This window comes from Moheibacter sediminis, from assembly GCF_900176425.1.
Taxonomy (GTDB): Bacteria; Bacteroidota; Bacteroidia; order Flavobacteriales; family Weeksellaceae; genus Moheibacter; species Moheibacter sediminis.
This window is the reverse complement of record NZ_FWXS01000012.1, coordinates 27,936-41,892: the sequence shown is the minus strand read 5'-3', so window position 1 is coordinate 41,892 and position 13,957 is coordinate 27,936. Positions and strand designations below refer to the sequence as shown.

The 13,957-nt window shown below is 41.0% G+C and carries 14 protein-coding genes; all 14 read left to right on the top strand.

What is annotated here, in order from left to right; all coding sequences use genetic code 11:
• Nucleotides 1-87 precede the first annotated feature (87 nt).
• Nucleotides 88-912, top strand: a complete 825-nt coding sequence (locus B8977_RS14390; RefSeq protein WP_084018995.1) for an RteC domain-containing protein — start codon at nt 88-90, stop codon at nt 910-912.
• A gap of 115 nt (nt 913-1,027) precedes the next feature.
• Nucleotides 1,028-1,591, top strand: a complete 564-nt coding sequence (locus B8977_RS14385) for a helix-turn-helix domain-containing protein (protein ID WP_070566701.1) — start codon at nt 1,028-1,030, stop codon at nt 1,589-1,591.
• Nucleotides 1,592-1,680: 89 nt separating this feature from the next.
• A complete protein-coding gene (locus tag B8977_RS14380) occupies nt 1,681-4,095 on the top strand; it encodes a heavy metal translocating P-type ATPase (protein ID WP_084018994.1) in 2,415 nt (804 codons plus the stop codon).
• A 98-nt stretch (nt 4,096-4,193) separates the two neighbouring features.
• Nucleotides 4,194-4,415: a heavy-metal-associated domain-containing protein gene (locus B8977_RS14375; protein WP_084018993.1), complete on the top strand. Its 222-nt coding sequence runs from the start codon at nt 4,194-4,196 to the stop codon at nt 4,413-4,415.
• A 261-nt stretch (nt 4,416-4,676) separates the two neighbouring features.
• Nucleotides 4,677-4,856, top strand: a complete 180-nt coding sequence (locus B8977_RS14370) for a hypothetical protein (protein WP_084018992.1) — start codon at nt 4,677-4,679, stop codon at nt 4,854-4,856.
• Between the two features lie 268 nt (nt 4,857-5,124).
• On the top strand, nt 5,125-6,000 hold the full coding sequence (locus tag B8977_RS14365; protein WP_084018991.1) for a DUF3347 domain-containing protein: 876 nt from the start codon (nt 5,125-5,127) through the stop codon (nt 5,998-6,000).
• A 14-nt stretch (nt 6,001-6,014) separates the two neighbouring features.
• On the top strand, nt 6,015-6,320 hold the full coding sequence (locus B8977_RS14360; RefSeq protein ID WP_013407366.1) for a hypothetical protein: 306 nt from the start codon (nt 6,015-6,017) through the stop codon (nt 6,318-6,320).
• A gap of 39 nt (nt 6,321-6,359) precedes the next feature.
• A complete protein-coding gene (locus B8977_RS14355) occupies nt 6,360-8,459 on the top strand; it encodes a heavy metal translocating P-type ATPase (RefSeq protein ID WP_198418304.1) in 2,100 nt (699 codons plus the stop codon).
• Between the two features lie 6 nt (nt 8,460-8,465).
• On the top strand, nt 8,466-9,131 hold the full coding sequence (locus tag B8977_RS14350) for a DUF3347 domain-containing protein (RefSeq protein ID WP_084018988.1): 666 nt from the start codon (nt 8,466-8,468) through the stop codon (nt 9,129-9,131).
• Nucleotides 9,132-9,141: 10 nt separating this feature from the next.
• A complete protein-coding gene (locus B8977_RS14345; RefSeq protein WP_084018986.1) occupies nt 9,142-9,666 on the top strand; it encodes a DUF305 domain-containing protein in 525 nt (174 codons plus the stop codon).
• Nucleotides 9,667-9,690: 24 nt separating this feature from the next.
• Complete coding sequence (locus tag B8977_RS14340) at nt 9,691-10,107, top strand: hypothetical protein (protein WP_078797523.1); 417 nt, start codon at nt 9,691-9,693, stop codon at nt 10,105-10,107.
• A 32-nt stretch (nt 10,108-10,139) separates the two neighbouring features.
• The gene (locus B8977_RS14335) at nt 10,140-10,595 is read left to right on the top strand and encodes a heme-binding domain-containing protein (protein ID WP_072885944.1); all 456 of its coding nucleotides are present in this window, start codon (nt 10,140-10,142) and stop codon (nt 10,593-10,595) included.
• Between the two features lie 13 nt (nt 10,596-10,608).
• Nucleotides 10,609-12,882, top strand: a complete 2,274-nt coding sequence (locus B8977_RS14330) for a multicopper oxidase family protein (RefSeq protein WP_084018984.1) — start codon at nt 10,609-10,611, stop codon at nt 12,880-12,882.
• A gap of 261 nt (nt 12,883-13,143) precedes the next feature.
• Nucleotides 13,144-13,956, top strand: coding sequence for an RteC domain-containing protein (locus B8977_RS14325; RefSeq protein WP_084019043.1), 813 nt, complete (start codon nt 13,144-13,146; stop codon nt 13,954-13,956).
• Nucleotide 13,957 lies beyond the last annotated feature (1 nt).

Sequence of the window (13,957 nt, the reverse complement as noted above, 5' to 3'; positions counted from 1 at the left end):
AAAGAGAAGCCTGAAAATGTAAATTCTTTTCAAATATTACAGTATTTAGGCTTCTCAATTATTTTTTTAATAGATTTAAGATAAGGAATGGACAAATTCTACAAAGAAACACTCTCTAAACTGGAATTAGAAATTAGCGAATTGGAGGTTGAAGTCGATTGCTCCTTACAACGTATTGAAGCTGCCATACACCTTATTCTCGAATGCCTTTCGGAATTAAAGGAATACGTTTTGAAAAAAGGATTTAAGAATACTAATGAAGAAATCCGCTTTTTCAAATATCAGAAACCTGTTATTGTTTCAAAGCTCATCTACTACAACGCCATTTATAAAATAGAAACGAGAAGACCGTATGGGAATAAGCGCATCAGGAAATATTTTATCAAAGAACTGAAAAAGCTAAAAAGGTTCTTTGATAACAACCTTGATTTTTATAAGTATTACCGAAGCAATAATTCTTTTGTGGATGAAAAAATATTTGTACGGGGAAAACACGATATAAGGCTATGGTTAGATACCTTTTATTTTGAGGCAGACCATACTTTTTCTACTTCGCACGATTATAAGGTTGCCAAGATAATTGCCAATGATCTGATACAGGTTTATTTGGAAGACAAGTTGAATAACCTTAATCTAAAAAAGACTTCAGAAAATTCGTTGAAATGGACGGCAAGCAAAACAGCACTGACGGAACTTATTTATGCACTATATTCCCAAAGTGTATTTAACAATGGGAATACAGACATAAAATTGATTGCTAAAGCATTTGAAGATGCCTTTAATATTGAATTAGGTGATTTCTATCACACGTTTATGGAACTGAAAGCCCGCAAAATAAACCGAACGAAATTCCTTGACAATCTATGTGAAGCACTGATTAAAAAAATGGACGAACAAGACGAAAAACAGTAAACATATATGTACAACGCCTTTATTCCTCGTGACAAGAAGTCATAGTAATTAAACTTAAATCGTAAATTTGTTTATTGTTTTTATATTAAATACAAAATGTGGGCAGAGAATAAATATGAATACACTCTTTATAAAAAATATGGTCTGTAACCGCTGCATTATAGTGGTGCAAAATGAATTGGAAAAACTCGGTTTAGGCATTAAGAATATAAAATTGGGCGAAGTAACCTTAGCACAAGAGATAACCCCTACAAAAAAAGATGCTTTGGTAAAAACTTTAGAGCCATTGGGATTTGAGATAATTGACGATAAAAAAAGTAGGATAATAGAGAAGATAAAGAACACTATCATTGACTTGGTACACCATCAAGATAATGATGTAAAAATCAATCTTTCAGATGTATTGAGCGATAAATTGCATCACGATTATAATTACCTGTCCAATCTGTTTTCAGAGGTAGAGGGTACTACTATTGAAAAATACTTTATTGCCCAAAAGGTTGAAAAAGTAAAAGAATTGCTGGTGTACGATGAGTTGTCTTTGAGTGAAATTGCTTTTCGTCTGAACTATTCGAGTGTATCCTACCTAAGCAATCAATTCAAAAAAGTAACAGGACTGACACCGAGCTATTTCAAACAGATAAAAGAAGATAAAAGAAAGCCATTGGATAAAGTGTAAATAAATTTTACAAATCAATTCCAAAATTTCACAATAGCACCCGTTGATATAATAGCCAATTTTGCATTGTTAATTAAAGCAAGCAGAATATGGCAACTAATAATAAAGAAACAATATACATTCCATTGGAGGATGTGGAAAGCGAACATTGTGCATTAATCGTTGAAAAAGGGTTGACACAAGTAAAAGGCATAGAAACCCACAAAGTAGAGCTAAATAACCGCAGGGCAGCTATTACAGTAGATAGCAATGAAACAGTAGGCGAAGCTGTTAAGGCAATTAAAGATTTAGGTTACGGAGTTCCTACGGTTAAAAGTGCTTTTCCGGTATTGGGCATGACCTGCGCATCCTGTGCGGGCAGTGCCGAAAGCATTGTTAAATACCAATCGGGAGTAGTTGATGCTTCCGTGAATTTTGCAACGGGTAATCTTACGGTAGAATATCTACCAAACATGACCAATGCTTCAACGCTGCAAAAAGCAGTACAAGGAGTTGGTTATGACTTATTGATTGAAGACGAAACCACACAGCAGGAAACGTTAGAAGCTATTCACACCGAGAAATTCAGGAAACTCAAAAACAAAACCATTTGGGCAATCATCCTCTCTTTGCCTGTGGTAGTAATCGGTATGTTCTTTATGGATATGCCTTATGCAAACCTGATAATGTGGCTTTTCTCAACTCCGGTACTTGTCTGGTTAGGAAAAGACTTTTTTATCAATGCGTGGAAGCAGGCAAAACATCGTTCTGCCAATATGGATACACTGGTTGCATTAAGTACTGGTATTGCTTACCTGTTCAGTGTATTCAATATGTTATTTGCAGACTTTTGGCATCAAAGAGGGCTACACTCTCACGTTTATTTTGAAGCCGCTGCCGTAATTATCGCATTTATCCTCTTGGGGAAACTGTTAGAGGAAAGAGCCAAAGGAAATACATCTTCAGCCATTAAAAAGCTAATGGGCTTACAGCCTAAAACGGTTATTGTGATAGAAGCTGATGGCACAGAAAGACAGAAGGCTATTGAAGATGTAAGTGCAGGTGATATTATACTCGTAAAGCCCGGCGAAAAAATTGCGGTGGATGGTATGGTAACATCAGGTAATTCCTATGTGGACGAAAGTATGCTAAGCGGTGAGCCTGTGCCTGTGTTGAAAAAGGAAAATGAAAAGGTATTTGCCGGAACGATTAACCAAAAAGGCAGCTTTCAATTTAAAGCGGTGAAAGTTGGCAAAGAAACCATGCTTGCACACATCATCAAAATGGTACAGGATGCACAGGGAAGCAAAGCTCCAGTACAGAAGCTGGTAGATAAGATTGCAGGCATCTTTGTTCCGGTAGTAATGGGTATTGCTATCCTTACATTTATCTTATGGTTGGTGTTAGGGGGCGAAAACGGAGTTGTGCAAGGCTTGCTGGCAGCCGTTACGGTATTGGTTATTGCCTGCCCTTGTGCTTTAGGCTTAGCGACCCCGACCGCCATTATGGTAGGCGTTGGCAAAGGTGCTGAAAACGGTATTTTGATTAAGGATGCGGAAAGCCTTGAACTGGCTAAAAAGATAAACGCAATTGTATTGGATAAAACCGGAACCATTACCGAGGGAAGACCACAAGTAACAGATATTGCCTGGCTGAACAATGACGATATGACCAAAAATATTTTATTAAGCATCGAAAAGCAATCGGAACATCCATTAGCGGAAGCAGTAGTAAAACATTTGAACGGAGCAGGAAACGCAACTTTATCATTGTTCGACAGCATTACAGGTAAAGGCGCAAAAGCAGACCATAACAACGAAACCTATTATGTAGGAAATAAAAAGCTATTGGCAGAAAACAACATCGCTATTGCTGACGAATTACAAAACAAAGCCGAAGAATGGGGCAAACAATCCCAAACCGTTATTTGGTTTGCAAACGGCAAACAGGCTCTGTCTGTAATTGCCATTTCCGATAAGATTAAAGAAACATCGGTGCAAGCTATCCGGGAAATGCAGGATATGGGTATAGACCTGTATATGCTGACCGGAGATAATGAAGCAACCGCCAAAGCCATTGCTGCGCATACTGGCATTAAACATTACAGAGCCGAGGTATTACCACAGCATAAAGCCGATTTTGTGAAAGAGCTACAAAGCAAAGGTAAAATAGTGGCAATGGTAGGTGATGGTATCAACGATAGCACCGCATTGGCAACAGCCGATGTAAGTATCGCAATGGGCAAAGGTTCGGACATCGCAATGGAGGTAGCCAAAATGACCATCATTTCATCAGACCTTACCAAGATACCACAGGCAATACGATTGTCAAAACAGACCGTAGCCACCATTAAGCAAAACCTGTTTTGGGCGTTTATTTACAACCTAATCGGTATTCCGGTGGCAGCGGGCATCCTTTACCCAATTAACGGCTTCTTGCTAAACCCGATGATAGCGGGCGCAGCAATGGCGTTGAGCAGCGTGAGCGTGGTAAGTAACAGCCTGCGGTTGAAGTGGAAGAAGTAAAACAGTAAAAATCACAAATCAAATAAGAAATTACACAACAATTCTGAACCAAATAGCACTGAAATTTGCATTATCAATAACTCTTAAATTTATTAGCAATGGAAAATAAACAATTTCAATTCAAGACAAACATTAATTGCGGCGGTTGTATCGCATCTGTAAAACCACACTTGGACAAGGCAGAGGGCATCTGCCATTGGGACGTGGACACCAACAATAAGGACAAGGTGCTTACCGTGAAGTCCGAGGGAATTACCGAGCAAGAAGTAATATCCACTGTGCAAAAGGCAGGCTTCAAAATAGAGCCTTTGAACGTCTAATCCAAAGTCTTTTAAAATGCCCTTTTCTGACCGAACTTTTACAAGGGTAGGCTTTCAGGAAAGGGTATTTTATCAATTCTGAAAAAAGACTGAAAGGCTATTGCGGATGTAGTATTTTTTGTTTATATAGCAAAAAAAAGGCAAAACGATAAAAAAAAACCAATCTTATTTGTAACTTTGTAGCGTTGAAAAATTTGAGAATACATATAAGCATTTTAACACTTTTCTTTTTGGGTTTCTTCCTGATGCCCAATCAGAGTTATGCTTGTTCCAAAAAATCAACACAAACCGAGCAGTCTTCCTGCTCAAAAGAAAAATCCAAAAAATCAGAACATAAAAAAGGTTGCAAGGGCAAATCCTGTAAAAAATGCAAAAGTGACAATTGCGGGGGCGGTTGTTCACACAGCTCTTGCAGGTGCGGTGCTTCAATCACTTCTTTAAGTTTACCAGTTATAATCGAATTAAAAGCAAAAAATCAATTTGCAGCAAGTAAAAAGCAAAAATTCGGTTTCAAAGAAGCCTATTATTCTTCGGGCTTTTTCTCCATTTGGCTACCGCCTAAAATAAGCTAAAACTATGGCCTGATAGCCATAGGTGTGTCCTGTCAGAAGCTGTTCCGGCTTTTGCAAATCCCCTATTTGTATCATTTACTTAAAATTTAAAACAGAAACGGGTTTATCAATCCCCCGTTTCTCAAAATGTAATTATTATGAAATCATTATCAAAAATAGTGATGGTAATCGCCGTGTTACTATCATCAATAAACGGCTTCGCACAAATCAAGAATGCGAAAACAGAAACCGTAAAGATTTACGGCAATTGTGGTATGTGCAAAACCACCATCGAAAAAGCAGGTAACGTAAAAAAGGTAGCCAGCGTGGACTGGAACAAAGATACCAAGATGGCTACGCTCACCTATGACGGCGACAAAACAAATCAGGATGAAATCCTGAAACGTATTGCTTTGGCTGGTTATGACAGTGAGAAGTTCCGTGCGCCGGATGACGTATATGCTAAACTGGCTGGTTGCTGCCAGTATGATAGACCCGTGAAGACGGTTGCCAAAAACAAAGAGGCTGGCATGGACATGAATGCCGGACATGGCAATCACGACCATAGCCAAATGGCAGCTAATAAAGATGCAGCTCAAAACCAATCACAGCTAAAAGCTGTATTTGACAACTACTTTTCAGTGAAAGACGCTTTGATAAAAACCGATGCGGCGACCGCATCTGCCAAAGCCGCTGAATTGGCTGCATCCCTTAAAGCAGTCGATATGAACAAGCTATCGGCAGAGGAACATACGGCTTGGATGAAAGTGATGCAGGATTTGACGGCCAATGCGGAAAGCATTTCAAAATCAAAAGATGTTGCAAAACAAAGAAGTTCTTTTGCGGCACTTTCGGAAAGCATCTACACACTTGCCAAAGTTTCTAAACAGGACACCCCCATTTATTACCAGCACTGCCCTATGTACAACGGAGGTAAGGGAGCCAATTGGCTAAGTAAAGAGAATGCGGTTAAAAATCCATATTACGGCTCACAGATGCTCACCTGCGGAAGTACGGTCGAAACCATTAAATAACAGGTCTGAAAGCTATGGTACAGTACAATGACATGGTGCAGGCGCTTAAAGACCTAAGACAACGTGGGTACAGTATGGACTTTAGTCTGTTGCCGGACTGTCTGTACTGTACGTCAAGGAGCCTGAAACTAAAACCGGAGGATTTTACGGTTACGGAAACTCATAGGTTTGAAAGCCTCGACAGCAGTCCTGATAACAATGCCGTAATTTATGCCATATCGTCTAATGATAGTAAGAATAAAGGCGTACTTGTTGATGCCTATGGTACTTATGCCGAAGAAATGACCCATGAGATGGCAAAAAAATTAAGTGCAACATAACTTTTAAAACCCCTTGTTATGAAAAAATATACTTGTCCTATGCACCCACAGGTGCTAAAAGACGAACCGGGCAAATGCCCGCTCTGTGGCATGGCATTGGTTCCCGTTGGCGGTGCGTCAGTTTCTCATGAACACACATCAGAACATGGGCATTCCGGGCATTCTCAACATGGCCATGCTGACGAAAACTTTAATAAACATGAGGGACATCATACAGGTGATTTCCTCACTCGTTTTTGGATAAGCCTTGTCATTACAATCCCTATACTGCTCCTGTCGCACATGATACAGCAATGGTTAGGTTTCTCGCTTGCTTTCAATGGCGATAAATATGTGTTGCTGGCATTGGGTACGGTGATTTATTGCTATGGAGGCTTACCATTCCTAAAGGGAATGATTGGCGAGGTGAAAGCCAAAGCCATAGGGATGATGACACTTGTTGCTATCGCCATATCCGTAGCCTATGTCTATTCCGTAGCCGTTGTATTTGGCTTGCAGGGTATGGATTTCTTTTGGGAACTGGCAACCCTAATTGACATCATGCTGTTAGGGCATTGGCTGGAAATGCGTTCCCAAATGGCTGCTTCACGGGCATTACAGTCATTGGTAGCGTTACTGCCCAACGATGTTACCGTGGAACGAGGCGGAGAAGCTGTAAAGATAAAGCTCGAAGACCTGCAAAGCGGTGAAACGGCTATCATAAAACCGGGTGAAAAAATTCCAGCCGACGGATTGGTTCTGGATGGGCTTTCATATATCAACGAGAGTATGCTTACCGGAGAAAGTGTTCCCGTAAAAAAGGAAAAGGACGGAAAGGTCATCGCAGGCTCTATCAATGGCGATGGTGCGCTGAAAGTTAAGGTAACAGCCGTTGGAAAAGACAGCTACCTGAACAGGGTTATCAATCTTGTGCAGGAGGCACAAGCTACTAAGTCCAATACGCAAAACCTTGCGGACAAAGTTGCCAAATGGCTCACCTTTATTGCCATTGCCGTGGGCATAGGCACATTTGCCTATTGGTATGCAAGCAGTGGAGATATTGCCTTTGCGCTTGAAAGAATGGTGACGGTAATGGTAACGGCCTGCCCGCACGCATTGGGCGTGGCTATCCCGTTGGTGGTCGCCATTTCCACAACGCTATCGGCGACCAATGGTCTGCTCATCCGCAACCGCACAGCATTTGAAACCACCCGTAAGCTATCTACCATCATTTTTGACAAAACCGGAACGCTCACCAAAGGTTCCCATGCCGTGGAAAAGGTTATTCCCTTTACGGACGAATACAATGCCGATGCAGTTATCCAGTATGCTGCCGCAGTACAGCAAAATTCGGAACACCATATCGCAAAAGGCATTATGGCTACATTGAAAGAAAAGAGGCTTGCGTTATGGAAGTCTGAAAACTTTAGCTATATGCAGGGTATAGGTGTAAAAGGTGTTGTAAACGGAAAGAGTGTTGTAGCTGGTGGCCCGAATTACTTCACCGAAAACCACCTTTCTTTGCCGGAAATTCCAACCGAAATTAATCAGGAAGCCGAAACAGTAAACTTTGTTCTCATTGATGACCGGGTAATCGGCCTCATTACTTTGGCAGACAGCATCCGTGAGGGGTCGGCACAGGCGATTGAGGAACTCAAAAAAATGGGCATCAAGTCCTTTCTGCTCACGGGGGATAACGACAGGATTGCTGCTGCCGTAGCCGGAAAATTGGGTATGGACGGGTATTTGGCCAATGTGCTTCCGCATAACAAGCAGGAGAAAGTAAAGGAGTTTCAGGCAAAAGGCGAAATCGTAGCAATGACTGGTGATGGTGTAAATGATGCACCTGCACTGGCACAGGCAGATGTTGGAATTGCCGTGGGTTCCGGTACGGACGTGGCTGCCGAAACAGCGGATATCATATTGGTAGACAGTGACCCGAGGGATGTGGTCAAACTGATTGACTTCGGCAAACTTACCTACAAAAAGATGGTACAGAACCTGATATGGGCGGTTGGCTACAACGTGGTGGCAATACCGCTTGCGGCAGGCGTACTCTATCCGAATTTTGTTTTAAGTCCCGCTATGGGTGCTGTGCTGATGAGTGTAAGCACCATTGTAGTGGCTATTAACGCAAGTTTTTTAAAAATCAAAAAATAAATAAAAATGAAAAATCTAACATTATCAATCATTGCTGTTATCATGGCATTTGTAACAGTATCATGCAATCAGGCATCCAACAAAAACGAGCAGTCTTCAAGTGATACTGCTGTGGTATCACAAGAACAGCCAGCTTCCCAACCAAAAGAGGATGATACGGTAGCTGCGCCCGCTGTGAGCGAAACACCGAGCGGTCAGGAAGCAATAGCAACAGGAAAAGAAGAAACAAAAAACTTTTCTATTGCGCCCATAGTTACCGATTATCTGTCCTTAAAGAACGCCCTTGTTTCGGACGATGACAAAGCTGCCGCCAGTTCAGGGAAAAAGCTGTTAGCTACCCTGAATAAAGTGGACATGAAAGCCGTTCCTGCTGATAAGCACAAAAAGTACATGGACATAGCGGACGATGCTAAAGAACACGCAGAACATATCGGGGAAAATGTCGGCAACATCCACCACCAGCGGGAACATTTGGCCTCGCTTGGCGAAGATTTGAAAGACCTGATTGATTTGTTCGGTACATCGCAAACATTGTATCAGGACCATTGCCCGATGTTCAATGACGGTAAGGGTGCTGTTTGGTTCAGCGAAAACAAGGAAATCAAAAACCCTTACTACGGTTCTAAAATGCTGACCTGCGGTAAGGTGGAAAAAACAATTAACAGCAAATAAATTTCGGGTTATGGAAAATATGCAAAACAATCACAATGCGGGTCATGCCTCGGAGCATGGCACGCACAATCCAAAACATGCTTCGGGCATGTACAAACGCTTTGCGGTGATGGCTGTCGCCATGTTCGCAGTGATGTATTTTATCATGTACGCCATGATTGACGAGTGGCAGAACCTGATACCCAATATCAATAACCTGTACATGACCCTGCTGATGACCTCGGCAATGCTGCTTATCGAATTAGCGATAATGAAAGTGATGTACCCCAACAGGAAGATGAATTGGGCGATAGCCATCATCTCGGTTGCCGTTGGCATCTTTTCATGGTTTGGTATCAGGGAACAAATCAATGTCGGGGACAAGCAGTTTGCAAAGGGTATGATACCCCATCACGCAGCAGCCATATTGATGTCCGAAAAGGCACACCTGACCGACCCGGAACTGATAGAGCTGCAAAAAAACATACTTAAAACCCAAGCGGAAGAAATTGAACTGATGAAGCGCAAGCTAAAAGAGTTTGAAGAAAGTAAATAATAAAATTTAAAAAACAGTTTCGACATGAGCAAAATAATAATCGGCTTTATTTCCTTATCAGCCCTGCTATTCACCGCTTGCGGACAGGTAGGGTCAAATAAGGATGAAGCGACACAGCATTCGCAGGCAACTCCGGAAAGCCACGGGCATAGTAACCAAATAGGTGAATTGGTTCCATCGGATGAAGTCTGCATGGTCAACGATGCCTATATGGGCAAAAGGCAGTTTGACGTAAAATTTGATGGTAAAACCTATTACGGATGTTGCGAAATGTGTAAGGAACGTATTCCAAAAGATGCGACCGTGCGGATGGCGATAGACCCCTATTCCCATAAGCAGGTAGACAAAGCTAATGCGGTGATTGCTGTGACAGGAAATAACGGTGAAGTTTCTTATTTTGAAAACAAGGAGAATTATGCCAAGTATGTGAAAAAACAGTAGACACAAAAAGATGAAGCCACAATAAAATAATTATGACCATAAAGAAGAAAATCATATTGGGGCTGGCTGTCGTCCTGATTGCCATACAGTTCTTTCAGCCCTTACGGAACCAGGCGGTTGAAGTGCCAGCCACCCATATCGAAAGGGTGTACACCGTACCCCAAAATGTAAAGGCTATCCTTGTTCAGTCCTGTTATGACTGCCATAGCAACAATACCCATTATCCGTGGTACAGCCGTATCCAGCCCGGCGCATGGTACATGGCAGAGCATATAAAAAAGGGGAAAGAGGAACTCAACTTTAGCGAATTTGGCGACTATTCTGTCCGCAGGCAGCGAAACAAGTTCAGGGCTATGGCCGGGCAGGTTAAGGACGGGGAAATGCCGTTGTCATCATACACACTAATTCATCGCAATGCAGTATTGTCACCGGAGGATAAGCAGGTTTTGATAGCGTGGTTTAGCACAATGGAAGACAGCATTAAATAAAATTTTTCAAATCATGAACAGATATAATAAAATACCTATAAGAATTTTGCAAACAGTGCTGATACTGCTTTGCACGCAAACGCTGTTTGCACAGAGAGTGGTGCATTACGAGCTGTATGTAAAAGATACGCTTGTCAACTATGCAGGTAAGCAAAAAAGGGCAATTGCCGTAAACGGGCAAATCCCCATGCCCACCCTTACCTTTACCGAGGGCGACACTGCCGAAATAGTGGTGCACAACCAATTGAAAGAAAGCACATCACTTCACTGGCATGGTGTGTTCCTGCCCAATAAAGAAGACGGTGTGCCCTGGCTTACACAAAAACCCATCGCACCGGGCACAACCTACACCTACCGTTTTCCGATTATCCAGCATGGTACGCACTGGTACCATTCCCACTCAGGATTGCAGGAGCAGATTGGCATGTACGGAAGTTTTATCATGAAGAAAAGAAGCGATGATAAGACATTCAGAAAAGGAATTGACGATTTGCCGACCGTTCCAATTATATTAAGTGAGTGGACAAATCTTAACCCCGATAATATCAACCGTATGCTACACAATGCAAATGATTGGGCGGCCATTAAGAAAGGCGCAACACAATCATATGTTGAAGCTATTAAGGAGGGAAAATTAGGGGTAAAGGTAAAAAACGAGTGGAAGCGGATGCTGGCGATGGATGTCAGTGACGTTTACTATGATAAAATCCTAATAAATGGTAGCCATAGCACCGATTTGAAAACAATTGATGGTAAAAAGCTAAAAGCAGGCGACAAAGTCAGATTGCGTGTTTCCAATGGAGGGGCGTCTTCATATTTCTGGCTACGGTATGCTGGAGGAAAAATTACAGTAGTAGCGAATGATGGGAATGATGTTGAGCCTGTAGAGGTGGACAGGTTAATCATTGCCGTTTCTGAAACTTACGATATTGTAGTGACTATCCCTCAAGATGGTTTGGCTTACGAGTTCTTAGCAACAACCGAAGACAGGACACAATCTGCGAGTTACTTTATAGGTGATGGGGTCAAACAGCTTATTTCTCCACTCCCACGATTGAAGTATTTCGAGGGGATGAAGATGATGAACGATATGATGAAAATGAATGGCGATTTGGACGATATGGGCATGAAGATGAGCCTTAACCAAATGGACATGAATGTAGTGATGTATCCCGAAATTACCGGAGATGCAACAAAAAAAGCAGACCACAGTAAGCATGAGGGTATGGATATGGATAACGACGCTAACCGTTACAACGCTAATGCCTTGGGAGACATCAAAACATTAAATTATGCTATGTTGCAATCACCTTATAACACCTCTCTTCCAAATGATGCGCCTGTAAAAGAGTTGAAATTCACACTTACTGGCAACATGAACCGCTATGTATGGAGCATGGATAATAAAATACTTTCGGAAACTGACAAAATACCTGTAAAAAAAGGAGAAATTCTACGGATTACCATTTATAATAATTCAATGATGCGGCATCCAATGCATCTTCACGGATTTGATTTCAGGGTGATAAACGGAAAAGGCGAAAAATCGCCGCTTAAAAATGTGTTGGATATCATGCCTATGGAAACAGATACCATTGAGTTTTTAGCAAATGAGGAAGGTGATTGGTTCTTTCATTGCCATATATTATATCACATGATGGCGGGAATGAACAGGGTCTTTGAAGTTGGAGACTACAATAACCCCTATCTACCCGACAAGGTAAAAGCCTATAAAGAATTGCAAAGAGAAAGTAATATGCCTCATTTTATGGCACAAAACGATTTTGCAACCAATGGTAATGATGGAGAAGCTATGCTAATGAATGCACGCTACCAATTAGGAACAGAATGGCGTTTAGGCTATAATAGTATGCACGGTTATGAAGTAGAAACCCATTTAGGTAGATACATTGGAAAGATGCAATGGTTCATGCCCTTTGTAGGTTTTGATTACCGCTACCGTAAAATGGGAGAAGATGAACACGAAAAGAACATATTTGGACAAACCAACAAGAAAGACACCCGCAGGGCGTTCAGTTTAGGGTTTATGTATACGTTACCTATGCTGGTCAATTTTCAGGCAGAAGTATATCATGATGGAATTGTGAGATTGCAGTTAATGCGTGAAGATATACCAATTTCAAAAAGACTAAGAGGTGGTTTTATGGTGAATACCGACTTAGAGTATATGGGAGAACTTAGGTATATCATTAATAAGAATATAGGTATACGTACCCACTATGATAGCGATATGGGCTTTGGTGTGGGGCTGGCATTGACTTATTAAAATTAAATAACTAAGGGTTGTAAACTGCATAACCGTAAAAAAATATCGGTAAAAAAAAGGAGGTGATGCAGGTGTAATTCGCAAAGACTAACCTGCATCATACTACAACCCTTTAAAGTATGCAACAAAAATCTATCTATCGTTCCATCATCAATACGGTAGAGGTTGAATTTTTTTAAGCAGTAATTGCATCATAAGCTAATACGAACAGTGTTAGCTTTTCTGTATTAACCAATAATATATTACATCAAAATGAAGCGAATGGATAAATTTTACAATGAAACATATCTTAAATTGGAAACTGCAATCCAGGAACTGGAGATTGAAACCGACTGCCCCATAAAAAGAATTGAAGCCGTTATACACCATATCATACAAAGCCTTGCCGACTTAAAGGACTTTGTACTGAAAAATGACTTTAAGAATATGGAAGAAGAAATCCATTTTTTCAAGTATCAGAAACCTGTTATTGTTTCAAAGCTCATCTACTACAATGCCATCTATAAAATCGAAACAAGAAGACCCTACGGGAACAAGCGTACCAAGAAATATTTTACCAAAGAACTGAAAAAGCTAAAAAGGTTCTTTGAAAACAACCTTGATTTTTACAAGTATTACCGCAGCAATAATTCTTTCGTTGACGAAAAATTCTTTGTGCGTGGCAAGCACGATATAAGGCTGTGGTTAGACACATTTTATTTTGAAGCAGACCATCGTTTTTCTACTTCACACGATTATAAGGTTGCCAAGATTATTGCCAATGACCTGATACAAGTTTATTTGGAAGACAGGCTCAATAACATCAATGTGAAAAGGGGTTCGGACAATTCATTGAAATGGACGGCAAGTAAAACGGCACTGACGGAACTCATATATGCACTGTACTCCCACGGTGTATTTAACAATGGGAATACAGACATAAAATTGATAGCTAAAACTTTTGAAGAAGCCTTTAATATTGAGTTAGGCGATTTTTACCACACGTTTATGGAACTGAAAGCCCGTAAGATAAACCGAACCAAATTCCTTGACAGCCTGTGTGAAGCCCTAATAAAAAAAATGGACGAAAAGTAAC